This is a genomic window from Pseudomonas akapageensis, from assembly GCF_011355085.1.
Classification (GTDB): Bacteria; Pseudomonadota; Gammaproteobacteria; order Pseudomonadales; family Pseudomonadaceae; genus Aquipseudomonas; species Aquipseudomonas akapageensis.
The window spans coordinates 1-23,780 of record NZ_VXCP01000009.1 but is presented as its reverse complement, the minus strand read 5'-3'; the positions used below and the strand labels follow the sequence as shown (position 1 = coordinate 23,780).

Genomic DNA, 23,780 nt, shown 5'->3' with positions numbered 1-23,780 from the left:
CCGGGTCTCGGATCTTGAGGAGCACCTGGGCATGCGCCTGCTCCTGCGCGGCAACCGCAAACTTGTTCTGACCGATGCAGGGCATGACTACGTCGCCTCATGCCGGCGGATCCTGGCAGAGATCGCGCAAGCCGAGCGAACCGCTTCCGGCGAATATCACGCGCCGCAGGGGGAGTTGATCATCAGCGCACCCGCGATCATGGGCAAAATGCATGTGGTGCCCGTTGTAGTGGAGTTTCTCCGAACCTATGCGGACATCCGTGTGCGCTTGCAATTGACCGATCGCAACGTGAATCTCCTGGAGGAGCACGTCGATCTCGCTATACGCTTCGGCGAACTACCCGACAGCAGCATGATCGCCACGCGTATCGCGTTGCTTCGACAGGTGCTGTGCGCGAGCCCCACTTACGTGCAAGTCCGCGGCGCACCGTCGAAGCCTGATGATCTCGTATCGCATGACTGTGTGACGTACGAAGGTTTCTGGACCGGGAACTATTGGGCTTTCGGTACAAACGCAATTCCACAGGCGATCCGTGTCTCCTCACGGCTCGTCGTGGACTCGTCCGAGGCGGCGATCATCGCCGCAACAGCCGGGGCCGGAATCGCACGAGCATTGTCGTATCAGGTGGATAACCTGGTGGAAACGGGCGCATTGGTCACCTTGCTGGAGGCGCATGAACCTGCGCCCATGCCCGTCAACCTGATCTACCCCAGCCAGCGCCAGGTGCCGCTGAAGTTGCGTGCTTTCCTGGACTTCTCGGTTCCGCGATTGCGGGAGCGGTTGGGGTACAAGAGTCCGTAGACCGTCGAGTATCTGACCTCTCACTGTGCGCAAGGATTCCTCTCGAATTTACCGACTACTCGACGAGTCTGGCAGGAAGTAGGTTTTGTACGTGCCCGGTCCTTGACGATTGGCTCCTGCGAATCACCGAAGCCTTTCATGGGGTCAGGCACATCACAGTGAAGTTTCCTTCCATTTCAAAGCGAGTAGAAGTCCCATGACCCAAGCAATCAAAGTTCTCTATACGGGCAAGGTCCACACGGTAGGCGCCCGTGAGAATGGCACCGCCCGCAGTTCGGACGGACGCCTGGACATCGAGTAGTCGCCTCCCGGTGCCGCCGGTACCGGCACCAATCCGGAACAACTCTTTGCCGCCGGTTGGTCGGCCTGTTTCGAAACGGCGATGAGCCTTGCCGCCCGCAAGATCAAGGTCGTCTTGCCCGCCGAACTCGCCATAGATGCTGAGGTAGATCTCGGCATGTCCGGGGCCGAGTACATTCTCCGGGCGCGCCTCAATGTCAGTGTGCCGGGCCTGGACCTGGAAACAGCCCAAGCGATCGTGGATACCGCGCACCAGACCTGCCCGTACTCCAAGGCCCTTCGTGGCAACGTCGACGTCGCCATCAATGTATCCGTCTGACCGCACCAAAGCCGACGGGGATTTCGGGTCAACCTTTCGATAGTTGTCGTGCCTCGACGTCGGCATCCGAAGTCCCTCCGCCAATCTCGACGATTCCAAAGGTAAAGTGCAATGTTCAAGTTCATCACAACACTTGTCGTAGTGGCATTTACCCTATTCACCACGAGCACATTCGCTCAGAGCGCGCGGGAAGTCCGCGGCGGGTCACCTTACGTTGCGATCGAAAACGAGCCCGCGCCGAAGCTGACCGTAGATCCCCCGCTCGCCGAGGGGCTGGCCCATGGTATCTATTGGGCTCAGTACCGAGTGGAGAACTTACGCATCGTCAGCGTGTTTGGAGACGCTGCCGCAAAGGTATCTCCACGCATCGGGCATCTTCACGTGACGGTTGACGACCTGCCTTGGTGGTGGGCGGATGCAAGCGACAACAACACAGTCGATATCGCCGGACTCAAGCCCGGTCCGCACAAGGTGAAGATTTCGCTGGTCGACGCCAATCACCGCGTGTTCCAGGACGTGACACAGGAGTTTGTCGTGACTGGCTCGATTGAGCACTCGCATTGACGACCCATCGCAACAGTGTGCCGCTACCGCCTGAGCCACGTAGCGGCTACGCGATCAACTGGCCAAGGACATCTGCACCGGAGGCGTCGGCCAGTGCTGCCAGCGTCAGTCCGCAACACCCTGACGCCGCTTGCGGAACTCGGCGACCTTATGCCGGTTTCCGCACAGCGCCATGCTGCACCAGCGCCGCTTGTGCGACTTGGTGCGGTCGTAAAACATCAATGAACATTCCGGGCTTTCGCATTTGCGCACTAGATTGAAATCGCCCTCAGCCAATAGCTCGGCAGCGGCATAAGCGAGCCGGGTCAAGCGTTGGCTGGCGGCATCACCTTGACGGAAGCGATCCAGTACCGGCGCACCCACCTCCTCCCAAACCAGTTGCGGTACCGCCGGCAGCAAAAAGGCATTCAGCGCCGCCGGATCCGCAATGCGATTCTCTCGGCGAGCTGCGAGCAGGTCCTCGATGCTGTCGCGCAGCGTGCGCAATCGGGCGAGCAAATGCCCGTCGCCCCCCTCCACTTCTGTCGCCGGACCGAAACCGATCTGCTCCAGCCAGAACGCCGCATCGGCATCGGTTCCGAGCAGGTCTCGTCGCTGGCCCTCGAACATCATGCGGGTGTTCAGCAGATCCAGTGCCGGGTGATCGGCCAGTACCAACGGCGCAGGCAGTTCAAGGGTGGTGACGGAGTCAGTCATGGAAGTCTCCAGGGAATCGATAGACACATTGTAACCCATAAAAACAGCTTTACAAGTTACAAAATCCGTGCAGAATGGATTTACGTAACCCTTAAAACTAACTTTATGCAGTTACATTAGAGGTGATCCATGACCACATCCCGGCACACCAACATTGCCTACAAATTCGTCGAAGCCGACGGCGTCAAGGTGTTCTACCGCGAAGCCGGTGCTGTCGACGCGCCGGTGCTGTTGCTGCTGCACGGCTTTCCCAGCTCGTCGCACCAGTTCCGTGACCTGATCCCGCTACTGGCGGACAAATATCGCCTCATCGCGCCGGATCTGCCCGGTTTCGGCTTCACCGAAGTCCCGACAGAACGTAACTACGTCTACACCTTCGATGCCATCGGCGAGACAGTCAGGCAGTTTGTCGATGTGCTGGAACTCAAGCGTTACGCGATGTATTTCTTCGACTACGGCGCACCCACCGGCCTGCGCCTGGCGCTGGCCTACCCGGATCGGGTGAGCGCGATTGTTTCGCAAAACGGCAATGCGTATCTCGAAGGCCTGGGGGATGCCTGGGCGCCGATCCGCGAGTATTGGGCCGACCCGTCGCACACTAATCGCCAGGTGATCAACGATGCCATCCTGCACCTGGAAGGTACACGCTGGCAGTATGTGGAAGGCGTGAGCAATCCCGAGGTCATTGCACCTGAGGCTTACTATCTGGACGCGCTTCTGTTGGAGCGGCCAGGTAACAAGGACATCCAGCTCGACCTGTTCTTTGACTATCAGAACAATCTGAAGCTGTATCCGGAGTTCCAGCAGTTCTTTCGCGATACCCAAGTGCCAACGCTGGCGATCTGGGGCAAGGGCGATCCATTCTTCATTCCACCAGGCGCCGAGGCCTATAAGCGTGACAACCCGAATGCGGTGGTCGAGTTGCTGGATACCGGCCACTTCGCGCTGGAGACCCACGCCGAGCATATTGCCCAGCGAATTGTCGAAGTGGTGGGCAATGACATCAATTGAGATTTGCGCTGTCGGCGCGCAACCTGGTTCGCGCCGACAGTGTCCATTTCCCATGCATGGCTGGGCGATTAAACAAGGCGTATTGCAGTTAGCTTATTTAAAACGACAGACCGGAAACAGCTGACCAGGAAGCACCCTTCACGACCGTCCGCTTTGGGTTGTGGATTCAACCGGTTAACAAGCACCCCATTTGAGCCACGTTGGCCCCCAAATCCTGGGTGATATGATCTGAGCGTCTACATCTCGCCAAGAGATTGCCCATGGATCGCTTGTCTACCTTGTTGTCGCAGTTCGGTGTGCGCGCAAGCCTGTTTTATAATGGCAAACTGTGCGGTCTGGCGTCCTACGAGGGCACTGAAGGGCGTGGTTATATCCACCTGCTGCAGTCTGGCAGCGTTACTTTGCTGGGCCCCGATCGCAAGGACGTGCTGCTGACCTTGCCAAGCCTGATTTTTATGCCACGCCCCAGCCGGCATCAACTGTTTGCCGGTGAGTCCGAGGGCGCTCAACTATTGTGTGCGTCAATGGAGTTTGAGGGCGGGGTCGATAACCCGTTGTCGGCTTCGTTACCCGATTGTCTGGTGCTGTCCCTGGACGAACTGCCAATGCTCGCCGATACGCTGAAATGGATGTTCGGCGAGGCTGCGGGCGCGCATTGTGGCAGGGAGGCAGCGCTGGAACGCTTGTTTGAACTGCTGATCATACTGTTGTTTCGTCATCTGCTTGAGCACCAACAGTTGCAGACCGGAATGATGGCAGGGCTGGCCGATTCGCGGCTGGCGCGCTCACTGGTGCAGATTCACAACGCACCTCATCGTGCCTGGTCAATTGCGGAGCTTGCGAGTGAGTCGAACATGTCTCGCGCGGCTTACGCCGTGCATTTCCGGGAAGTTATCGGGCAGACGCCTGCCGATTATCTATTGAGTTGGCGAATCAGCCTGGCGCAGAAGCGTCTGCGTCAAGGACGGTCGATTACGCTGATTGCTGCTGAGGTCGGCTATGAAAGTCCTTCGGCACTTGCGCGTGCATTTCGACGCAAGACAGGCTACAGCCCTCGGGACTGGATGAAAGATGTGGCAGGAAAAGATGATGGGGCAATGGCCTGAAGCATCGAACTGCTTCAGGCCATCCCGGAAGAGGTCGAACACCGAATCAGTGGCTTTCCAATTCAGTCAGAGAATGACCTGCCACAAATATCGAAGCGGCAAGCAATCCGATGTCTTTAAGAAGGAACTGCCCCGGTGCAACCGTGATGGCTGGAAACCCGAGACCGGTTTCAATCACGCCTGGGGTCGAGAACATGAAGCTCAAGGTCGTGAAGAACAGCCCGGCAGACAGCGCACCACCGATCAGTGAAAGCTTGGGTGACAGCAAGCGACCTGCAATCAGAATACCTATCGAGACTTCCAGAACTCCGAGCAGACTGGAGAAGGTATCGACACTGAAAATGTCATACACCCAACCCAGGAAAGGGCTGTTGCTCACCAGCGGAACCAGTCCGACGGCTTCGTAGTGTGTGAACTTCATCCCGCCGAACCAGAAGTAAATAACGGCGAGTGCAAAGTAAGCCCCGTAGGTGCCCAGAGCCATGGTTTTGACCCCGAGCGTTGAATGGTTGTGTGCGTTGTTGGTTCTGTTGTTCTCGATGCTTAAGGTTTTCATGATCAAGGCTTCCAATAGTGTGGTGAGGAACGCTAATCAACAACCCGGCGCGGTGTGCGTTGGGAGTGGAGACAGTGTTGACTTTGATTCCACACTCGTGGCTTCTGAACGTATTGTGTTCAGTGCAGATCGTCTTGATCTCATTGCACATCTTGTACGAACAGGCGCTCTGAATCTCCAATGTCGGAGTCGGAATGGCAGCTTCTGGCCTGTTTCTGCCGCTCACGGAGGGCCGCTATGGGTCGACTTCTGCCGGTCACGACCGGAAGAGATCGGCCGATTCAGTTGAAAAAGTCGGCGCCGTCTCGGCGCGCTTGTCCCGCCTCAGCTTTTCGGTGCGTATTGCATTTCCCCATTGCCGAATGACCAGTCCTCACGCTCCACATCGATCAGGCTGATCCAGACGTCTTCCCTGCGTAAACCGGTTCTCGCATGAATGCCGTCTGCAATGGCCTTGAAGAAGGCCTTCTTGACTTCGATCGTTCTGCCGGCGTTCCAGGTAACCTGAATGAACACGATCTTCGTGGTGTAGACGATACCCAGATAGCCCGCCGCCGGGTAAACCAATTCATCCCGGATGCCCTCGCCTAGACCAGGCGCACAGTCAGTCCTGTTTTTCCTGAGCCCCGCTCCTGGCAATTCTGAAGGCTTCGAGCCGGCTGTCGCGCTCGTTGGTGTATGCGGGGCTCTGCTCTCCCACCAGGTCTTCGCGCCGCAACAACTGGCCACATCCATCGCACAAGGGGCCCAGGCCCGCCGGTTGTCCGCAACTGTGGATCAACCTGACCGCCAGACCCTCGGCCGGCGACTTGCACCACTGTTCGCCCCAGGCACGCAGCGCCAGGATCACGGGGTAGAAGGCTTCACCCTTCGCGCTTAACTGATACGCGTAGCGCAGCGGCCTTTTGCTGTATGGCGTGCGCACCACCAGGCCGTCGGCCTCCATCTGTTTCAGGCGTGTTGCTGCCATCTGCGGCGTTGCACCGGTCTGCGCCTGGATCTCGTCGAAGCGACGCAGGCCCATGAACAACTCACGCAGGATCAGCACAGTCCAGCGGTCTCCGACCAGGTCCTCGGCACGGGCGACCGGGCACAGGGTTTCAACGGATTTGTTTGAGCCAGGCACGGGTACTTCCATTTGCAGATTTTGATGATATGATTTTCATATCTTAAACGGACGTTGTCAAACCAGGGACGACTGATCACCCTCAAAAACGGCGAGGAATCCATCATGTCGCACACCGCCTATCCTATCGCTACAACGGCTTATCTGCTGGTCGATCCCTACAACGACTTTCTCTCCGAAGGCGGCAAAGTCTATCCCCACATCGAACCCATCGCCACGCAGGTCGGCCTGCTCGACAACTTGCGGGAACTGGATCGCGCTGTTCGCGAACGCGGCATTCAGGTGGTGATAGTGCCGCATCGCCGCTGGGAGCCTGGCGATTACGAGACCTGGGCGCACCCGAGCCCGAACCAGCGCAAGATCATGCAGGGTCATCAATTCGCCCGTGGCGAATGGGGCGGTGAGTGGCACCCCGACTTTGCACCGCGGGACGGCGACATCATCGCCGCGGAGCATTGGGGGTCGAGTGGGTTCGCCAACACCGACCTGGATTTTCGCCTCAAGCAGAAAGGCATCACCCATGTGATCGTCGTCGGCCTGCTGGCCAATACCTGCATCGAATCGACCGCGCGCTACGCCTCGGAACTCGGCTATCACGTCACCCTGGTACGCGATGCCACGGCAGCCTTCCGCCACGAGATGATGCATGCCGCGCATGAGTTGAACGGGCCCACGTTTGCACACAGCATCGTCGACACCCGCGAGCTCCTCCTGGCACTGCAACAACACTGAAGGGCGCACACCATGTCCGAACCTTCCATGATCGCGACCGGAATTTCCGGTCGCCTGATTGTCATGATGGCAGTGTGCTGCGCGCTGGCCGTCTCGAACATCGACTACCTTCACTTTCACCATTGCCTTCCAGCATAAGGAGCCGACCATGCCCAATGACCACAAGCAACTGTCCGTCCATCGCGAGACACCGGCGATCTGGCGCGTCAGCTTCTACCATCCGCCCATCAACCTGGTGGATCACGACACGCTGCTGGAACTGCAAAACCTCGCATCCGCGATCGAAGCATCCGCAGAGCTCAAGGTCGTCATCATTGATAGCGCGGACCCCGACTTCTTCCTCGCGCACTGGGACATTGCCAGCGTCGCACGTCCCCTCCCTGCGGGTACTCCACCCCCATCGTGGATCGATATCAGCCTGCGCCTCGCGCAGTCCCCCGTGGTTACCATCGGCCTGATCCGAGGTCGCGCACGGGGCATGGGCAGCGAGATCGCGCTGGGGCTGGACCTGCGATTTGCCAGCATCGAACGCGCGATCTTCGGTCAGCCTGAGGTAGGCGTCGGCCTCGTGCCCGGCGGCGGTGCGATGGAGCGCCTCCCCTTGTTGACTGGCCGCGCGCGGGCCCTGGAGATCGTGCTCGGCGCAGGCGACTTCGATGCTTCGACCGCCGAACGCTACGGCTGGATCAACCGTGCGCTACCGGACGCGCAGCTGGATACCTTCGTGAGGGACCTGGCGCAACGCCTCGCTTCTTTCGATAAGGCTGCGCTGGGCGAAGCCAAGCAAGCCATCAATCGGAGTACGCTGCCGAATTCAGATGATCTGAAGGCATCGCAGGCGCTGTTCTACAAGGCGTTCGGTCGACCCGGCACACAGTCACGAGTCAAGGCTCTGATGGAACGCGGCATCGGCACACGCAGTGACCTGGAGATGCGTTTCGGTGAGCACCTGCCCAACCTGATTTCGCCCGCCCAGCCTTGATAGGTGAACGCTTTCAACTCTGCTGCTGACCGGGCAAACACGCGTCGTACATGGGATTACCCTCAAACGTCTTGCATCACGCGCTCGACGGCGCGCTGGTAGAGGGAGTTCTTCGGTCTGGCAAAGACCCTGCGCAGCATTGGCTCGAAGAACTCCAGCGGCAGGATTTCGCCTTCCGGGTCGAACGCGGGGTTGTCGTACAGGTCGACGAACTCGCGGGCGCGCTCGTAGCAGGGGTGGTCGCGGTAGGCCAGGGTCGCGGTCTGCAGGCAATGGTTAAGGCGATCGATGGGGAAAACGCCGTAGTCGCCATCCAGTAGGCGCAGGTGGGCGATCACGTCCTGAAGTCATTTGACGACTAGCCCATCCCAGGCAGGCGAAGGAAGACATTACGTAGCCTCTCGCGTCTTACGACCTGGCCAGCTGTGGCTTTCAAGAATGGAGGCTCACCACTTGAGAGTCGATCGCGAGATCTCTGCTGATGGAGTCGATAACTAACCAAGCGCCGTAGGTTGCTGATCAATTGAGCAACCACTGGACTACCCCTACTCCTGTAGACATCCCCGGCCCATGCTTTGATTGAGAGCGGTCACGGGGAGTGACCGCCTGGCCGATTACTGCCCTTCGCAAGCGGCAGCTATAGGTCCAGGCTGTGTGAAAACACCAGCGTTTGTCTAATCTTCTGATCGTCGAGATCGTAGCGGGGACGATCATGAAGCGATTCATTGAAGGTGAGGCTCGGACGCAAGTCACGTTGCTGCCGGAGTGCCTGGACGATTACGTTGCCGAAGAAAATCCAGTGCGTGTGATCGACGTTTTCGTCGATGAACTCGATCTGGGCGCACTTGGGTTTGAGGGTGTTGACCCTGCTGCAACGGGGCGTCCTGCCTACCATCCAGCGATCTTGCTGAAGATCTATATCTACGGCTATCTCAATCGGATTCAGTCCAGCCGCCGGCTTGAACGTGAGGCCGAGCGCAACGTCGAGTTGATGTGGCCGAGGCCAAAGCCGAGCGGCTGAAAGAAAAGATAGAAACCCTGAAACAGCAGATGCAGAAACTCAAGGACATCGAGGCGCAGCTCCACGACACTCCAGACCAGCAGATCTCGCTTACCGATCCAGACGCACGCTCAATGGCCACGAGCGGCCGAGGTACCGGAACGGTTGGCTACAACGTACAAACAGCCGTCGACGACAAGCACTATCTGATCATTGCCCGTGAGGTGACCAACGTTGGCAATGACCGGACGCAACTCAGCAATATGGCGAACCAGGCGCGTGAAGAGATCGGCGCCGAGTCGCTGACGGTGGTCGCCGACCGAGGTTATTACAAGGGTCTGGAAATCCTTGCCTGCGAGCAGGCTGGCATCACCACCTTCGTACCGAAACCCCTGACATCGGGCAGCAAAGCCGAAGGCCGATTTGGTAAGTAGGACTTCATCTACGTTGCTGCATCGGACGAGTATCGGTGCCCGGCGGGGCAGTTACTGACCCGGCGGCATTCTTCGGTGGAAGACGGCATGCTACTGCACTGTTATTGGTTCTCGGGCTGCCAGTCCTGCGCAATGCGCAAGCAATGTACGACGGGTAAGGAGCGCCGGGTAAAGCGCTGGGAACATGAAGCCGTCATCGATGCGATGCAGGTACGGCTGGAAAATGATCCAACGATGATGAGGCGTCGCCGACAGACCGTTGAACATCCTTTTGGAACGCTCAAATACTGGATGGGAGGTACCCACTTCCTTACCAAAACCCTACCAAGGGTAAGCACCGAGATGAGCCTTCATGTGCTGGCCTACAACCTCAAACGAATGATGAGCATCTTCGGCATCGCAGGACTGCTTGAAGCGATCAGGGCGTGAATACAGCCGCTTGATCGTCCGTGATTGGGTGTTTGGGCCGCTGACGCGGCCCAAACAGCCTTTACGAAGGACTATGTAGCTGACCAGGGCAATACGCGCTTGCGTCTGCTGGTTTCGCAGGTAACGCCCATAGCTCTCAGCTTTCGACGTATTCAGTGCGTTTTCACACAGCCTGGGTCGCAAGCAGCAATGTCATGGTTACCTACAGCTCATCCCCTGTTGCGCCCTCCCCCTTACCGCGATACCCTTCCCCAGTCGCTGCAAATTCAGCGACCGGGTTTAGCAGCTCGGCTCAAATCAAGGCGCACAAGCGCCGCTATCCGATCAGTTGGCGCTTTTTTGTGCCTGCTGTTTCGTTTTATGGCGGCTGTGCGCGGGGCGCCTTCGTGCGCGCCGGGTTCCTTGATTCCCGGTCTGCTAACCTGCGTACAGCTGCCACCCATTACGTTTAGCAGCGTTGCGTGGCGGCTCCACCAATCAAGGAGCGTCACCATGATTAAGATCGTCCCCGATCCACCACCCGCCGGCACCATTCTGAAAACCGTCACCACCCCCTTCGGCTCCTGCGACGCCGGTCACGAACCCTTGTTCGCCGTACGCGCCGGAATCAATGCCGAAGACGCGCTGGTCCATGCATCACTCTTTCTCAAATGCGCAGAAGATACGGCGCACGCCGCCACCGAATGCTCCGGTGTCCACGAGAAAGGCCTGATATGGGCAACGATGCACTCGCTCGAAACAGCCAAGGCCATTGTCGATGCGTTGTTGGATGGTGCTGAGGGGATGAGCCCTGAGCGTGAGGCTGATGGCGAGTAACAAGCAGGGAGCGTAGCGGCTACCGCATACCCTTTATAAAGCAAATGACAGTGCCGGCCTCACAGGCTGGCGCTGTCAGGGCGGCGGTGCGGCGATCCGACTTCAACCCCGTATCGAGCGCTTGCGCGCCAGGCGTTGCTGCCAGTTCCCGGCATTGGCGCGCTGGCATTGCTCTTCGCTATCGAAATGCACATGGGCCGATACCGGGCTGACGACAACATCCGCGTCGCTTAGCGCCGAGGCTGTCAGTTCAACCATGCGCGCGCCCTGCCCTTTGGCAAGGGCCTGATCCCTATTGGCCTGCGTATCGAAGACCCAGACAACCATCAGGCTGGCAGGGAACCTGCCGTAATCCACCTCATGGGTCAGCCAGGAAAACCCCACGATTTCCGCTTTGGCCGTCTCGCACGCCTCAGTCAGGGTAGCTACCAGACGACGCTCGATTTGCGCCTGTTCGCGCTTGCTCAACATCATGGCTGCGCAGACGTCAGCAGCGTATGCACCATGCGTGCGAGCATCTTCACCGTATCCTTTTCGGTCAGGTAGGCGGGCCGTTCCAGCAGTATCGCCCGCGACACGGCAAGCAAGGCGTGGAAGACCAGAAACTGCGCCTTGTCTTTGTCAGGTACAACGACCTCTTCGGCGAAGCGGCGCATCAGGGCCTCGGTGACGCTACCGGACGGTTCTTCTGCGGTGTCGATCGCGTCGAGCCTCACCAATTCGTCGTAGTGGGTCGAGCGCACGCTGAACCCCGGATCGAAACGGATCTTCTGATGATAGAGGCCCAGGCCGACTTCGATGGTCAGGACAATGCCGTCATACAGCGTGGTCACGGCCGGCAAGGCGGCGATCCTGGCCAGCAGCTCGGTCCGCACTTCATTGCGGTAGTCTTCGTAGATGGCCGCAATCAGCGATTCCATGGTCGGAAAATATTCATAGATAGAACTGATTGCCACACCCGACTCTTCCGCCAGGCGCATGGCGACCAGCTCGCCCCGCCCATGCCGTTCGAGGATCCGCCGAGCTGCCTGTTTGAGGGCGTTTACCAGGACGACGGAACGTGCCTGCCGCGGTTCCTTGCGCTGCCGGGCAGGCACTTCCACCTGCAACACCCCATTGGCACCAGGTCGCGATTCGTCGATAAGCGGCTTGGCCATGTCGTTTCTCCGGGCAATTCTGCCATGACGGTGGCAGGACGCATTTGAGGGTTACCTCGGTTAGTCGGCAAGTTTACGCAACTCCTCCCGCACCGATTGGGGGATGGCGACCGAGGTATTGCTGGCTCGATCCACATACACGTAGACCACGTAGCCAAGCGCGCAAACCTCGGGTTCGTCGTTGCGGAAAATTCCCAGTTCGTATCGGGCACTGCTGTTGCCCAGGTGCGCGATGCGCAGGCCCACCGTCACCCGATCGGGAAAGGTGATCGGCGCCAGAAAGGTGCAGCTCGACTCCACGATCAGCCCGATCACCGGACTGCTGTCGATGTCCAGGGTGCCCTGCTCGACCAGGAAATGGCTGATCGCCGAATCGAAGAAGGAATAGTACACGATGTTCTGCACATGACCGTAGGAGTCATGGTCACCCCAGCGCGTGCCAATGGTGTAGAAGCGCCGGAAATCCTCGCGGCCGGGGCGATAGTCGCTCATAGCACCTCCCGATAGATCGCGCGCACGTCGTCCAGCAGCACGGAGCTTGCGCCCAGGTTATGCACCTGCGTGGCAAGACGGGTGGCGGCACCGCGCTCGATGATGATCGAGCGGGTGGTGTTGAATGCCATCGATAGCATCGGAAAGGTCCTCTCCAAGGTCAGTTTCAAGGCTGGTGCCGTTCGCCCCTGCCTGGAGGCGATCGCTGCAAACCCTTGACCGATGGTCACGTATTGATGAGGCCCGATCCCCCCTCGGATGGAGGGGGTAATTCGGCCTTGACCGCAAAATTCCGGGGAGGCGGTGGATGGGATTTCTACCCCCCCACGCGAGGGGTAGGTACGAAGGGCGTCAACGTTAGGTTCTTGTGGCGGCAAACCAGAACAACAAGAACTGAAGGGTAACCAACACATGACGTTCGCAAGACATACAAACCCACAACGCCAGTGGTCCTCTCCCACCTTGCCATTCGAATTGCGCCCTCACCTGCTGGCCCTGGCTGTCGGCCTTGGGTCGTGCGTGAGTGCCAATGCCGTCGACTTCCAGATCGGCGAAATAGAAGGTCAATTCGATTCGTCCCTTTCCATCGGTGCCAGTTGGGCCGTACGCGGGCCGGACCCCAAATTCATCAACAGTGCCAACACCCTTGGCCTGCGCGGCGAGTCAGCCACCCGCACCGCTGATGACAACCGGGAAAACTTCAAAAAGGGAGAAACCTTCTCGAAGATTTTCAAGGGTGTGCATGACCTTGAACTGAAGTACGGCGACAGCGGTGTCTTCGTGCGCGGGAAGTATTGGTACGACTTCGAGTTGATGGACGAAAGCCGCCGGTTCTACGACATCGACGACTCGGGGCGTGATCGCTCGGCCAAGTCTTCCGGTGCCGAATTCCTCGACGCTTTTGTCTACCACAACTACAACCTCGGCGACCTGTCCGGCAACGTGCGCCTGGGCAAACAGGTGGTGAGCTGGGGCGAGAGCACCTTTATCGGCAACTCGATCAACAGCATCAACCCGGTGGACGTTGCCGCCCTGCGTCGGCCAGGCGCCGAGGTCAAGGAAGGCCTGATTCCGGTCAACATGTTCTACATCTCCCAGGGCCTGGCCGAGAACCTCAACGCCGAGGCTTTCTATCAGCTGGAATGGGACAACTCGGTGGTCGACAACTGCGGCACCTTCTTCGGTTCCGACCCCCTGCCCCAGGGCTGCAACGACCGCCTGGTGTTCGCCGGCCCCGACCTCGCCCCGGGCGTGGCCCGCAATACCGCGACCGCCGCGCAGATTCTCTCGGGAAGAGTGGTGGACGACGTCTACATGCCGCGCTCGCAGACCAACGACCCGCGAGACAGCGGCCAGTATGGCCTCGCTCTGCGCTGGTTCGTTCCGGAGTTGCACGATACCGAGTTCGGCCTCTATGCCATGAACTATCACAGCCGCAACCCCTACCTGAGCTTCACCCAGACCACCGTCGCGCCGATCACCGCCGCCCAGGTGGGCGCCCTGCCCGCTGCTGCCCGCTCTCTAGGCGTAGCCCAGAATCAGTTCGACCGGGTGCGCGCCGCCCGCTATTTCGTCGATTATCCGGAGGATATCCGCCTTTACGGACTGAGCTTCCAGACGACCCTGGGCGAAACGTCCGTCGGCGGCGAGCTGAGTTACCGTCCCAACATGCCGCTGCAGATCAACACCGCCGACCTGAACCTGGCGGCGATTCAATCCACCGATACCAATTTCCGCACCCAGACCTCACCGGTATTCACCTCCGGCGAAACGGCCCAGGCCCTGGGGGGTGAACTTCCCGGCTACAAGCGCATGCCGGTGATGCAGGCGCAGGTATCTGCCACGCAGTTCTTCGATCAGGTATTGGGCGCCAGTCGCCTGACCCTGGTGGGTGAAGTCGGCTACAACCGCATCAACGGCCTGGGCCCTGCCGACGGCACCGACATTCGCTTCGGCCGCAGTCCCGTATTCGGTGCCGGCGAGTTCCCCGGCACCCAGAATGCGACCGTCTGCGCCACCGCCACCAACCCGCAAAAGGAATGCAACAGTCACGGCTTCTACACCACCGACTCGTGGGGCTACCGGATGCGCGCCAAGCTGGACTACACGAACGTGATTGCCGGCATCAACCTCTCGCCCAACCTGGCCTGGTCCCACGACGTGGACGGATGGGGCCCGAACTTCGAGGAAGGCGCCAAAGCCGCCAGCGTTGGCGTGGATGCCGACTACCTCTCCACCTACACCGCAAGCCTGAGCTACACGGACTTCTTTGGCGGTCAATTCAACACCAACACCGACCGGGACTTCGTCTCACTCAGCTTCGGCGTCAACTTCTGAGTCGCAACAGACAGAGGGTACAACCATGAAAGCAAGCATGATCATCACCTCCACAGCCCTGGCGCTCTCCCTGCTGGCCACCAGCGTCATGGCCGCCGTCAGCGAACAGGAAGCGGCTCAACTCGGCACAACCCTGACGCCCCTGGGCGCCCAGAAAGAGGCCAACGCCGACAACAGCATTCCTGCCTGGACCGGTGGCCTCAAGGCCGGCGCGGCGCCGGTGGACGCCAAGGGTTTCCTCGATGACCCGTTCAAGAGCGAGAAGCCGCTGTTCACCATCACCGCGGCCAACGCCCAGCAGTACAAGGAAAAGCTGACGCCCGGCCAGCTCGCCATGTTCCAGCGCTATCCGGACACTTACAAGATTCCGGTCTATCCAAGCCATCGAACCGCCCAGGCGCCCTCGAAGATCTACGATGCAGCGAAAAAGAGCGCAGTGAATGTGCAACTGGTCAACGACGGCACGGGGCTGGTCAATTTTGCCGACTCGCGCTACTACGCGTTCCCGATCCCCAAGAGCGGCGTCGAGGTCTACTGGAACCATGTAACCCGTTTCCGCGGCGAGAACACCGAACGCTGGTCGGTCCAGGCCGTACCGCAGGTCGATGGCGCCTACACGGTGGTCGAGACCCATGACCAGAACAGCTTCCCGCAATTCATGGATGGCGTGGATCTTCAGGCCGAGAAGAACATCCTCTACTACTACATTTTCGCGGTCGACGCCCCGGCGCGCCTGGCAGGCACCGTGTCCATGGCCCATGAAACCATCGACCAGGTGGCTGAGCCGCGCAAGGCCTGGACCTACAATGCCGGCCAACGCCGCGTTCGCCGCGCCCCACAGCTGGCCTATGACGCACCCGGCCTGGCTTCGGACGGCATGCGTACTTCCGACAACGCCGACATGATGAATGGCTCGCCGGACCGCTACGACTGGAAGCTGGTGGGCAAGAAGGAGGTGTACATTCCCTACAACAACTACAAGCTGCAATCGCCGAGCGTCAAGTATGCCGACATCATCAAGCCTGGCCACATCAACCAGGACCTGACCCGCTATGAGTTGCATCGCGTGTGGCACGTGCAGGCGACACTCAAGCCCGGCGAACGGCATATCTATGCCAAGCGCGACATGTACTTCGATGAAGACACCTGGGTGCTGTCCGAGGTGGACCATTACGACGGTCGCGGCCAACTCTGGCGCGTGGGTGAAAACTACACCTACAACAACTACGAAAAAGGCCTGAATGCCCCTGCGGCGCAAGGGTTCTACGACTTGCTCGCCGGACGCTACATAGTCGCTGCCATGAGCAACGAGTCCAAGCTGGCACCACAATACGGTGCCCGGACCAAGCTGGCAGACTTCACCCCGGCCGCCCTGCGCAACGCCGGCATTCGCTGACCTCGGCGCCAGCCGTTAAAGAAACGCCCCGCTTGCGGGGCGTTTTGCATTGGAGACGATTACCCGGACATGAAAAAGCCGGTCATCAAGGACCGGCTCGGGCACAGCTGTAGGGGGCGCTATTCGAAAATGACCTTGCAGCGACTGGCATCCCACCCTTCGATCTTGCTCTGATAGTGCTCCTCAATCAGATTGCGGCGAATCTTCAGCGTCGGGGTCAGTAGCGCATTGGCGACAGTCCAGGGTTGTGCGACAACCACCAGGCATGCCAGTTGCTCGTGGGACTCGAACTGGGCATTGACCTCTGCCAGGAACACTTCAAGTTCGGTGGCAACCTTGTCGCGGCCCTCGGCGGTGGTCAGGGCGGCACGGGTATCGGGCGATACGTTGAGCAATGCCAGCGGCTGTGCCAGACCGACGCCAGTGACGCAGGATGCCTCGACACGCGGGTGATTGCCCAGCCTCGCCTCGATCGGCACGGGCGCGACGTACTTGCCCTTGGCGGTCTTGAACAGCTCCTTGACCCGTCCGGTGATGCGCAGGCGCCCTTGCTCATCCAGTTCGCCACGGTCACCGGTACGAAACAGGCCATCGGCGGTATAGCTTTCGGCGGTCAATTCGGGTCGTTTGTAATAGCCCAGCATTTGCGCGGGACTTTTCACCAGAATTTCGTTGTTGTCGCCAATACGGCATTCGACACCCGGGATCGCCGCGCCTACATAGCCGACGCGGACCTGGCCCGGCAGACTGAAATGCGACGTGCCGAAGTTCTCCGACATGCCATAGCCTTCAAGCAATTCAAGACCCAGCGCTCGGTACCACTCCATCACCTTGACCGGCAAAGGGGCGGACCCGGACAGGCCGGTGTGCACCTGATCAAGCCCCAGGGACGAGAGGATCTGCATCTTCAGCGCCTTGCCTTCTACCGGATCGGCGAAAGCGGCAGCCTGTCTGGCAGGGTCGATGCGTTCGTTGACCCCCTGGTAAAACTTGCCCCACAACCGTGGCATGGACAGGAAGATGGTGGGACGCGCGCGACGCAGGTCTTCACTGAAGGTTTCCAGGCCCAGGTTGAAGAACACCCGGCAGCCGCTGTAGAGCGATATCGCCTCCACCACCGCCCGCTCGGCGGTATGGGCAAGCGGCAGGTAGGAAAGCAGGCGGTCGTTGCTGCAGGTGCCCTGGCCGTTGGCATACATGCAGCCGGTCACCGCCGGTGCGGCGTACATGGCTGCGAAACTGTGCATCACACCCTTGGGGTCGCCGGTGCTGCCAGAGGTATAGATGATGGTGGCGAGTTCGCCTGGCGCCGGTTCGACCACGGATTGCAACGGCGCGGTATCGGCAACGATGCGCTCCCAGGACTGGCCCTTGCCGCCACTGGACATCGGCAGATCGATCAGCGGCAGGCCCGCCGGAATCGAAGTACAAACGGCGTTCCAGCCGGCTGCATCGCCCTCCAGGCGACCGACGAAAAGCAGCCGTATTTCGGCATGCTCCAGCACGTAGCGCACGGTATCGCTGTTGGCGGTGGTGTACAGCGGGACGCTGACGTGTCCGGCCATCCAGATCGCCAGGTCGGCGATGATCCAGTGCGCGGTGTTCCTGGCGAAGATGCCGATCGAGGATTTCGCCGGCAAGCCAAGGCTCTGCAGGTGCGCGGCCATACGTCGCGCCTGGTCGCCCACTTCACGCCAGCTGTAGTCCTGGACGCTGCCATCGGGCAAGGGTTGGGTCAGATAGATTGAATCGGGTGTACTGAGCTCCCAGTGAAGGAAGCGATGCAGCAGTGTCGGGTGCTTATTGTTGTTATTCATGGCGGATCCTGCATCCTGAGGGTGGCATTGCACCCATTGATAATGTTCCTGTTCCCCCGGCCGTCGCAGTGTACGTTCGCCGCAGGATTCAATCACGCTGATAAAGAGTGGTTGTCACTGTGCCATCGGCCCCTGTCTGGTGCTGCAGGGCCAATCGCGCATCGGCGACCTGGCGTCGGCCGGCATTGCCCCGCAGCTGGTGCACCAGCTCGATGCACTGCGCCAGTGAGCTCGCTGCCGACGCATGCCCCAGCGAAAGCAGGCCACCGGAAGGATTGATGACCAGATTACCACCCTCGGTATTGTCGCCATCTTCGACCATTTTCTCGGCGCTGCCTTCCGGGCAGAAACCCAAGGCCTCGTAGAGCAGCAACTCGCTGACGGTACTGGTGTCGTGCAGTTCACACACGGTGACCTCCTGCGGCCCCATGCCCGCTTGCTCATATAACGCCCGGGCAGCGGCAACATTGACGTCATAGTCGATGCCAGCGAAGATCGATGCCTGATTCAGACCGGCCACCTGCTGCGGTGAAACCCATGCCTGGGCGGCAATGCGCACGGCCGGGCCGCTGCAGTGGCGCCTGGCAAACTCACTGGAACACAGCAGAACCGCCGCGACACCCGAACTGCCCCAGGCAAACTGAGGATGGGTGAGCGGTTCGGCGATCATGTCTGCCCCCAGCACCTGCTCCAGCTTCAGCGCGCGGTTGAACGCGGCCAGTGGATTGAGCGCGGCATGCCGGCGCGCCTTGACGGCGATCATGGCAAAGGTCTCTTGCCGAATCTGGTAACGCGCCATGTAGTCTCGCGCAGTGGTACCGAGACGTTCGAACGTGAGGCTTGGCGCAGACCTCGCCGCGGCACTCTGCACGCCCAGCACCAGGATGCTTTCTGCCTGGCCCTGGGCTATGGCCTGACAAGCGCGGGCAAACACAATGCTGCCATCGCCCTCACCTTCCGGGAAGTGACAGAGGGGTACATGGGAAAACCCCACGCGGTGCAGAGCACGCTGCAAGGTCGCGCCATCCATCATGCCCGCAACGGCGTAGACACTGGCAATGTTGCTCGCGGACAAGCCGGCGTCGGAGAGCGCCTGTCGTATCGTAGCGCTGACCAGCACGGTCGGATCCGGTCCCAGTGAGGTCGTACGAAAGGGTGACAGTCCTACGCCAATCACATTGACGCAACGTTGCATTGTTCTCTCCTGAAATAGAAAACTGCCGCTTCCCGTTCATGGAAGCGGCAGGTGGCCAAGGGATCAGGCCGGGACGGATTCGAACAGTTCGACCGCACCGTTTTTCAGGACGACCACGTCCCGTTCCACGGCGCGCATCTCGACCACGATGCGCGTCGGGGACTCACGCCACATGCGGGTTTCCAGGGTATCGCCCGGCATCACGATGGACGCGAAGCGCGCACGCACACTCTTGAACAGGCGCGAATCGTTGCCGCAGAACGCCTTGATCACGTGGCGGCCGAGATAGCCAAAAGTGCACAGACCATGCAGGAATGGCTTCTCGTAGCCAGCCGTGGCGGCGTAGTCCGGATCGACGTGCATCGGGTTCCAGTCACCGCACAGGCGATAGAGCAATGCCTGGTTGATCTCGGTGGTGTCGGCCAGCACGGCATCGGGATCGCGCGCCGGCGGCACGTTGATCTCTTCGCTGGCGATGCGCTCCAGTCCTGCACCGGGAACGCCCGGGTAGAAGCCAGTTACCTCGTTGTAGAACAACGGCGTGCCGTGTTCGTCCGTGGTCTCGATGGCCAGCACGCTGACCGAGCTCTTGCCTTTGTCGATGGCCGCTTTCAAACGCATGCTGTGCTTGAGCTTGGCCTTTGGCGGCAGCGGACGGTACATCACGGTGTACTGCTCGCCGTGCAGGCCTTTGGCGAACGGCAGGTTCAGGCCTTCGAGTTGCGGCTGGCCGGTCTTGGCGGCACGCAGGAACACTTCGGTTGCCGGCAAGACGGCCATGGTCGGCAGTACGCGGAAGTCATCGCCGGCGAACTCGTTGACGTACAGCAGTTCGGTACGGTCCAGCGGATCCTTCGCGGCACCGACGGCCAGCGCATAGAGCGCGGCATCATTCTGGTCGTACTCGGTTTCCAGGTAGGACACCGCGTTGGCCGCCACCTCCATATCGACGAAGGCATTGCCGCCCTTGGCCGGCGAGTCCATGCGTGCGAACAGCTCCTTGAAGCTTTCGCCGCCATCGGGGTGGTAGACACTGTGCTCATCGAAGCGGGTGATGCGCTCCCAGTTATCGCGCACCAGCTCCGGGCTCAGGGTATTGGTGTGCAGGAACCGGCCCTGGGAACGCTCCCAACGGTATTTGGCATGGAAGCCACCACCGACCTCGAACAGGCCGCCGGTGTCAGCACACTCCTCGCTGCACAGCCAACCCACCAGCGGTGCGACGTCTTCCACCTTCAGTTTGTCGTGCAACTCCTGAGGGAAAATGCCACTGGCGATTACCATGCGCGAGGCGGCGATCGGGGCAATGGTGTTGACACGGATGTTCTTGCTCGCCCCTTCGATGGCCAACGAGTTGGCAAAACCGATCAGTCCCGACTTGGCAGTGGAATAGTTGCACTGGCCGAAGTTGCCGAAGATGCCTGCGCCGGACGCGGTCATCACGATGCGGCCGTAGCCCTTGTCGCGCATGATCGGCCACACGGCGTGGGTCAGGCGGAAGGCGCCCTTGACGTGAACGTCCTGGATCAGATCCCACTGCTCTTCGGTCATTTTATGGAACGAACTGTCGCGCAGGACGCCGGCATTGTTGATCAGGATATCGACTGTGCCGAATGCCTCGAGCGCAGTGGCGACGATTTTCTCGCCCTCGGTCACCGAGTGGTGATCAGCAACGGCCTCGCCACCCAGGGCGCGGATTTCGGCGACCACGGCATCTGCGGCGGCGCTTGAGCTGCCCAAGCCATCGGTGCTGACACCCAGGTCATTGACCACGACTCTGGCACCCCGGGCACCCAGCAGCAAGGCGTGGGCGCGGCCGAGGCCGTTGCCGGCGCCAGTGACAATGGCGACTTTACCGTCGAAACGAATTTCTTGTGACACGTGTGCTCTCCTCTGATCGCGCTCACAACGTGCGAGCGATGATTTCCTTCATGATTTCGTTGGTACCGCCCCAGATCCGGTTGCCACGGGTGTCCAGGTACAGCCTGGCGATCGGGTACTCGGTCATGTAGCCGTTGCCGCCATGCAGTTGCAGGCAGGCATCGACCACCCGGCTGCTGAGCTCCGCGGTCCAGTACTTGGCCACCGCCGCCGCTTCGGCCGTCAGTTCGCCGCGCAGCAACAAGGCCATGCAGCTGTCGACCCACGAGCGGCCGATCTGGATTTCGGCCTTGAGTTGCGCCAGGGTGAAACGGGAATTCTGAAAGTCGAGCACGGCCTTGCCGAACACGGTGCGTGTACGGGTGTATTCGACGGTGTGATGCAGCGCCGCCTCGGCCTGGGCCTGAAAGCCGACGGCGCCGATGATCCGTTCCCACGCCAGGTCATGCATGAGCTGATAGAAGCCCTGCCCCGACACGCCACCAAGCACGTTCTCGACCGGCACGCGGCAATCGTCGAAGAACAGCATGCTGGTGTCCTGGGCATGCAGACCGATCTTTTCCAGCGGCTGGGAACGGCTGAAGCCTTCGCGCTCCTTCTCGACGATAATCAGCGAGATGTCCTTGGCACTCCCGGTGCTGCCGGTCTTGCACACCACCAGCACCAGGTCGCAGGAAGCGCCATTGGAAATGAAGGTCTTGGAACCGTTGAGGATGAACTGATCACCCTCCTGCACGGCGCGGGTGCGCACCGCTTGCAGGTCCGAACCGGTATTGGGTTCGGTCATGGCGATGGCGCCCACGGCCTCGCCTGCGATCATTCTCGGCAACCAGGTCTGCTTCTGCGCCTCGGTCCCGTAATTGAGGATGTAGAACGCCACCAGGCCGTGCACGCCGAAGCCGATCAGGCCCGAGGCGCCCACGCGCATGAATTCTTCGGAAAAGACCATGTCGAAAAGACGGTCGGCGCCTGGCCCGCCATATTCCTCCGGCATGGAGGGCAGCAGCATGCCCAGGTCACCGGCCTTGCGCCAAACCTCACGGGGTACGCACTTGTCTTTCTCCCATTGGGCGTGGAACGGAGCGATCTCCTGCTCCATGAAGCGGCGGCAGGCTCGGCGAAACTCTTCGTGCTCGGAGCTGAACAACGTACGGGGGATCAAGTATTCCATTGGGTATTCCTCTGCGTCCCGGATCAGAGCGTGCGCCCGACCAGATCTTTCATGATGTCGTTGGCGCCGCCGGCAATGCGCAGGACGCGGTGATCGAGGTAGTGACGGGCAACCGGGTACTCCAGCATGTAGCCGTTGCCACCGTGCAGCTGGACGCACTCGTCCACCACCTTGGTGTAGAGCTCCGAGCACCACAGCTTGGCGGCGGCAGCTGCCTCGGGGCTGAGGGTCCGGGCCAGGCACTGCTCCATGCACAGGTCGACGTAGTTCTGCGACACCGCCAGTTGCATCTTCAGGTCGGCCAATTTGAAGCGCGTGTTCTGGAAGTCGAAGATCGGTTTACCGAAGACGGTGCGACCCTTGGTGTATTCAAGCGTGCTTTCGAGCACCGCTGCGGCGCCGGCAACGCTGCTGATGGCGATGGACAGCCGCTCCCAGGCCAATTCCTTCATCAATTGAATGAAGCCTTGCCCGGCCACGCCACCCAGCAGGTTTTCTTTCGGGACCCGGACATTTTCGAAGAACAGCATGGTGGTGTCCTGGGCGTGCAGACCCACCTTGCGCAGTGGCTGGGACCGGCTGAAACCGGCGCGATCGGCTTCGACCAGAATCAGTGAAATGTCCTGGGCACCCTTGCCCGAATTGCCCGTCTTGGCGACCACCACCACGACGTCGCAGTTGCTGCCGTTGGAGATGAAGGTCTTGGCGCCATTGATGATGTACTCATCACCGTCCAGCACAGCGCGTGTCTTGACCGCCTGCAGATCGGAGCCGGTATCGGGCTCGGTCATTGCCACCGCGCCGATGGCCTGGCCTGCCGCCATCTTCGGCAGCCAGGTCTGCTTTTGCAGTTCGCTGCCGAAATTCACCAGGTAGCCGGCGACGATGTCATGCACCCCGAAACCGATCAGGCCGGAGGCCTGGCCCGCCCGGTAGATTTCCTCCGTGGCGATCATCGAGAAACGGCGATCCAGCCCTAGCCCGCCATAGACTTCCGGCGTCGTGGCATTGAGCATGCCCAGGGCGCCTGCACGCTCCCAGATATCCCGGGGGACCCGATGATCTGCTTCCCACTGTTCCAGGCAGGGAGCACATTCCTGCGCCAGGAAGCGTCGCACGCTGCTGCGAAACTCCTCGTGCTCATGGTCAAACAGGCTACGCGGAATCATTGCTGGTTCTCTCCTAGGGTCAAGATCTGCCGCCTTTTCCAGGGGCTTTGGATCGATCATAGGAGGAGGTATCGGTGCTCCGCCCCCTCGGGGCGGGGGGATTTGAACGGGGCTGTCGGGGGGCTGTTGCGCTCCCCCCGCTTGTTCGGTCATGCCTTGATTGCGGGCCCAGGACACCGCGTCATAGCGGCTGGAAACGCCCAGCTTGGCGTAGATGTTCTTCAGGTTCCACTTCAACGTTTCCAGCGAAATGTTCAGCGTAAGGGCCACGCGCTTGTTGGCCATTGCCTGG

23 protein-coding genes and 4 pseudogenes are annotated in these 23,780 nt (G+C 60.3%); 12 read left to right on the top strand and 15 right to left on the bottom strand.

Annotated elements, in window-relative coordinates; translation table 11 throughout:
- From F2S13_RS06470 to F2S13_RS06460, 3 genes and pseudogenes are all read left to right on the top strand, one after another.
- Positions 1–802, top strand: an 802-nt coding sequence (locus F2S13_RS06470; RefSeq protein WP_218583831.1) for a LysR family transcriptional regulator, incomplete at its 5' end; no start/stop codon positions are given.
- Positions 803–998: 196 nt separating this feature from the next.
- Positions 999–1,421, top strand: a pseudogene (locus F2S13_RS06465) (organic hydroperoxide resistance protein).
- A gap of 111 nt (positions 1,422–1,532) precedes the next feature.
- Positions 1,533–1,985: a DUF6130 family protein gene (locus F2S13_RS06460; protein ID WP_166359644.1), complete on the top strand. Its 453-nt coding sequence runs from the start codon at positions 1,533–1,535 to the stop codon at positions 1,983–1,985.
- Positions 1,986–2,090: 105 nt separating this feature from the next.
- On the opposite strand, the gene F2S13_RS06455 is transcribed toward F2S13_RS06460, so the two are convergent.
- Positions 2,091–2,681 (bottom strand): CGNR zinc finger domain-containing protein, encoded by a 591-nt coding sequence (locus F2S13_RS06455; protein WP_166359643.1) that lies wholly within the window; start codon positions 2,679–2,681, stop codon positions 2,091–2,093.
- A gap of 129 nt (positions 2,682–2,810) precedes the next feature.
- Here F2S13_RS06455 and F2S13_RS06450 point away from each other — a divergent pair, with 129 nt between their 5' ends.
- Together F2S13_RS06450 and F2S13_RS06445 are read left to right on the top strand one after the other, a co-directional pair.
- Positions 2,811–3,692: an alpha/beta fold hydrolase gene (locus tag F2S13_RS06450; RefSeq protein ID WP_166359642.1), complete on the top strand. Its 882-nt coding sequence runs from the start codon at positions 2,811–2,813 to the stop codon at positions 3,690–3,692.
- Positions 3,693–3,952: 260 nt separating this feature from the next.
- Positions 3,953–4,798, top strand: a complete 846-nt coding sequence (locus F2S13_RS06445; RefSeq protein WP_166359641.1) for an AraC family transcriptional regulator — start codon at positions 3,953–3,955, stop codon at positions 4,796–4,798.
- A 46-nt stretch (positions 4,799–4,844) separates the two neighbouring features.
- On the opposite strand, the gene F2S13_RS06440 is transcribed toward F2S13_RS06445, so the two are convergent.
- The 3 genes from F2S13_RS06440 to F2S13_RS06430 form a co-directional block, all read right to left on the bottom strand.
- Entirely contained in the window at positions 4,845–5,354 is a 510-nt protein-coding gene (locus tag F2S13_RS06440) for a YkgB family protein (protein ID WP_166359640.1), read from the bottom strand.
- 324 nt (positions 5,355–5,678) lie between these two features.
- Positions 5,679–5,921 carry a tautomerase family protein gene (locus tag F2S13_RS06435; protein WP_166359626.1) on the bottom strand — a complete coding sequence of 81 codons (243 nt, stop codon included), beginning with the start codon at positions 5,919–5,921 and terminating at the stop codon, positions 5,679–5,681.
- A gap of 37 nt (positions 5,922–5,958) precedes the next feature.
- The gene (locus F2S13_RS06430; protein WP_343047356.1) at positions 5,959–6,480 is read right to left on the bottom strand and encodes a winged helix-turn-helix transcriptional regulator; all 522 of its coding nucleotides are present in this window, start codon (positions 6,478–6,480) and stop codon (positions 5,959–5,961) included.
- A gap of 105 nt (positions 6,481–6,585) precedes the next feature.
- Between F2S13_RS06430 and F2S13_RS06425 the strand changes: the two genes are divergently transcribed.
- From F2S13_RS06425 to F2S13_RS06420, 3 genes are read left to right on the top strand one after another with little or no spacing between them, the layout of a single operon-like run.
- The gene (locus F2S13_RS06425) at positions 6,586–7,212 is read left to right on the top strand and encodes a cysteine hydrolase family protein (RefSeq protein WP_166359638.1); all 627 of its coding nucleotides are present in this window, start codon (positions 6,586–6,588) and stop codon (positions 7,210–7,212) included.
- Between the two features lie 12 nt (positions 7,213–7,224).
- Positions 7,225–7,350 (top strand): hypothetical protein, encoded by a 126-nt coding sequence (locus F2S13_RS29615; protein WP_281354537.1) that lies wholly within the window; start codon positions 7,225–7,227, stop codon positions 7,348–7,350.
- 10 nt (positions 7,351–7,360) lie between these two features.
- Positions 7,361–8,194 carry an enoyl-CoA hydratase/isomerase family protein gene (locus F2S13_RS06420; protein ID WP_166359637.1) on the top strand — a complete coding sequence of 278 codons (834 nt, stop codon included), beginning with the start codon at positions 7,361–7,363 and terminating at the stop codon, positions 8,192–8,194.
- 62 nt (positions 8,195–8,256) lie between these two features.
- Here the strand turns inward: F2S13_RS06420 and F2S13_RS06415 are convergent.
- Positions 8,257–8,532, bottom strand: a pseudogene (locus F2S13_RS06415) (hypothetical protein); the annotation flags it as partial.
- A gap of 374 nt (positions 8,533–8,906) precedes the next feature.
- On the opposite strand from F2S13_RS06415, the pseudogene F2S13_RS06410 reads away from it, so the two are divergent.
- Both F2S13_RS06410 and F2S13_RS06405 read left to right on the top strand, forming a co-directional pair.
- Positions 8,907–10,057, top strand: a pseudogene (locus F2S13_RS06410) (transposase).
- A gap of 492 nt (positions 10,058–10,549) precedes the next feature.
- Positions 10,550–10,873 (top strand): DUF3077 domain-containing protein, encoded by a 324-nt coding sequence (locus F2S13_RS06405; protein WP_166359636.1) that lies wholly within the window; start codon positions 10,550–10,552, stop codon positions 10,871–10,873.
- A 102-nt stretch (positions 10,874–10,975) separates the two neighbouring features.
- Here F2S13_RS06405 and F2S13_RS06400 read toward each other — a convergent pair whose 3' ends face one another.
- The 4 genes from F2S13_RS06400 to F2S13_RS06385 are packed head-to-tail and all read right to left on the bottom strand — an operon-like array spanning position 10,976 to position 12,662.
- Positions 10,976–11,347: a hypothetical protein gene (locus F2S13_RS06400; protein ID WP_166359635.1), complete on the bottom strand. Its 372-nt coding sequence runs from the start codon at positions 11,345–11,347 to the stop codon at positions 10,976–10,978.
- Positions 11,344–12,030, bottom strand: coding sequence for a TetR/AcrR family transcriptional regulator (locus F2S13_RS06395; protein ID WP_166359634.1), 687 nt, complete (start codon positions 12,028–12,030; stop codon positions 11,344–11,346). The genes F2S13_RS06400 and F2S13_RS06395 overlap by 4 nt, the downstream gene beginning before the upstream one ends.
- Before the next feature lie 60 nt (positions 12,031–12,090).
- On the bottom strand, positions 12,091–12,522 hold the full coding sequence (locus tag F2S13_RS06390; protein ID WP_166359633.1) for an acyl-CoA thioesterase: 432 nt from the start codon (positions 12,520–12,522) through the stop codon (positions 12,091–12,093).
- Positions 12,519–12,662, bottom strand: coding sequence for a hypothetical protein (locus F2S13_RS06385; RefSeq protein WP_178118987.1), 144 nt, complete (start codon positions 12,660–12,662; stop codon positions 12,519–12,521). The genes F2S13_RS06390 and F2S13_RS06385 overlap by 4 nt, the downstream gene beginning before the upstream one ends.
- Before the next feature lie 271 nt (positions 12,663–12,933).
- Here F2S13_RS06385 and F2S13_RS06380 point away from each other — a divergent pair, with 271 nt between their 5' ends.
- Together F2S13_RS06380 and F2S13_RS06375 are read left to right on the top strand one after the other, a co-directional pair.
- Positions 12,934–14,859: a DUF1302 domain-containing protein gene (locus tag F2S13_RS06380; protein WP_166359632.1), complete on the top strand. Its 1,926-nt coding sequence runs from the start codon at positions 12,934–12,936 to the stop codon at positions 14,857–14,859.
- Between the two features lie 25 nt (positions 14,860–14,884).
- On the top strand, positions 14,885–16,255 hold the full coding sequence (locus F2S13_RS06375; protein ID WP_166359631.1) for a DUF1329 domain-containing protein: 1,371 nt from the start codon (positions 14,885–14,887) through the stop codon (positions 16,253–16,255).
- 119 nt (positions 16,256–16,374) lie between these two features.
- Here the strand turns inward: F2S13_RS06375 and F2S13_RS06370 are convergent, their stop codons facing one another.
- The 6 genes and pseudogenes from F2S13_RS06370 to F2S13_RS29360 all read right to left on the bottom strand — a co-directional run.
- Positions 16,375–18,072, bottom strand: coding sequence for an AMP-binding protein (locus F2S13_RS06370; protein WP_166359630.1), 1,698 nt, complete (start codon positions 18,070–18,072; stop codon positions 16,375–16,377).
- Between the two features lie 88 nt (positions 18,073–18,160).
- Positions 18,161–19,267 (bottom strand): thiolase C-terminal domain-containing protein, encoded by a 1,107-nt coding sequence (locus F2S13_RS06365; RefSeq protein WP_166359629.1) that lies wholly within the window; start codon positions 19,265–19,267, stop codon positions 18,161–18,163.
- A gap of 63 nt (positions 19,268–19,330) precedes the next feature.
- Positions 19,331–21,148: an SDR family NAD(P)-dependent oxidoreductase gene (locus tag F2S13_RS29680; protein ID WP_166359628.1), complete on the bottom strand. Its 1,818-nt coding sequence runs from the start codon at positions 21,146–21,148 to the stop codon at positions 19,331–19,333.
- Between the two features lie 22 nt (positions 21,149–21,170).
- Positions 21,171–22,310: an acyl-CoA dehydrogenase family protein gene (locus tag F2S13_RS06355; protein ID WP_246237791.1), complete on the bottom strand. Its 1,140-nt coding sequence runs from the start codon at positions 22,308–22,310 to the stop codon at positions 21,171–21,173.
- A 32-nt stretch (positions 22,311–22,342) separates the two neighbouring features.
- Entirely contained in the window at positions 22,343–23,488 is a 1,146-nt protein-coding gene (locus F2S13_RS06350; protein ID WP_166359741.1) for an acyl-CoA dehydrogenase family protein, read from the bottom strand.
- Positions 23,489–23,710: 222 nt separating this feature from the next.
- A pseudogene (locus F2S13_RS29360) lies at positions 23,711–23,773 on the bottom strand (hypothetical protein); the annotation flags it as partial.
- Positions 23,774–23,780 lie beyond the last annotated feature (7 nt).

Excerpts from the sequence above, each read along its gene's own strand:
- F2S13_RS06460 (WP_166359644.1), top strand. The coding sequence starts at position 1,533 with ATGTTCAAGTTCATCACAACACTTGTCGTAGTGGCATTTACCCTATTC.
- F2S13_RS06455 (WP_166359643.1), bottom strand. The coding sequence starts at position 2,681 with ATGACTGACTCCGTCACCACCCTTGAACTGCCTGCGCCGTTGGTACTG.
- F2S13_RS06450 (WP_166359642.1), top strand. The coding sequence starts at position 2,811 with ATGACCACATCCCGGCACACCAACATTGCCTACAAATTCGTCGAAGCC.
- F2S13_RS06445 (WP_166359641.1), top strand. The coding sequence starts at position 3,953 with ATGGATCGCTTGTCTACCTTGTTGTCGCAGTTCGGTGTGCGCGCAAGC.
- F2S13_RS06440 (WP_166359640.1), bottom strand. The coding sequence starts at position 5,354 with ATGAAAACCTTAAGCATCGAGAACAACAGAACCAACAACGCACACAAC.
- F2S13_RS06425 (WP_166359638.1), top strand. The coding sequence starts at position 6,586 with ATGTCGCACACCGCCTATCCTATCGCTACAACGGCTTATCTGCTGGTC.
- F2S13_RS29615 (WP_281354537.1), top strand. The coding sequence starts at position 7,225 with ATGTCCGAACCTTCCATGATCGCGACCGGAATTTCCGGTCGCCTGATT.
- F2S13_RS06420 (WP_166359637.1), top strand. The coding sequence starts at position 7,361 with ATGCCCAATGACCACAAGCAACTGTCCGTCCATCGCGAGACACCGGCG.
- F2S13_RS06405 (WP_166359636.1), top strand. The coding sequence starts at position 10,550 with ATGATTAAGATCGTCCCCGATCCACCACCCGCCGGCACCATTCTGAAA.
- F2S13_RS06400 (WP_166359635.1), bottom strand. The coding sequence starts at position 11,347 with ATGATGTTGAGCAAGCGCGAACAGGCGCAAATCGAGCGTCGTCTGGTA.
- F2S13_RS06395 (WP_166359634.1), bottom strand. The coding sequence starts at position 12,030 with ATGGCCAAGCCGCTTATCGACGAATCGCGACCTGGTGCCAATGGGGTG.
- F2S13_RS06390 (WP_166359633.1), bottom strand. The coding sequence starts at position 12,522 with ATGAGCGACTATCGCCCCGGCCGCGAGGATTTCCGGCGCTTCTACACC.
- F2S13_RS06385 (WP_178118987.1), bottom strand. The coding sequence starts at position 12,662 with ATGCTATCGATGGCATTCAACACCACCCGCTCGATCATCATCGAGCGC.
- F2S13_RS06380 (WP_166359632.1), top strand. The coding sequence starts at position 12,934 with ATGACGTTCGCAAGACATACAAACCCACAACGCCAGTGGTCCTCTCCC.
- F2S13_RS06375 (WP_166359631.1), top strand. The coding sequence starts at position 14,885 with ATGAAAGCAAGCATGATCATCACCTCCACAGCCCTGGCGCTCTCCCTG.
- F2S13_RS06370 (WP_166359630.1), bottom strand. The coding sequence starts at position 18,072 with ATGAATAACAACAATAAGCACCCGACACTGCTGCATCGCTTCCTTCAC.
- F2S13_RS06365 (WP_166359629.1), bottom strand. The coding sequence starts at position 19,267 with ATGCAACGTTGCGTCAATGTGATTGGCGTAGGACTGTCACCCTTTCGT.
- F2S13_RS06350 (WP_166359741.1), bottom strand. The coding sequence starts at position 23,488 with ATGATTCCGCGTAGCCTGTTTGACCATGAGCACGAGGAGTTTCGCAGC.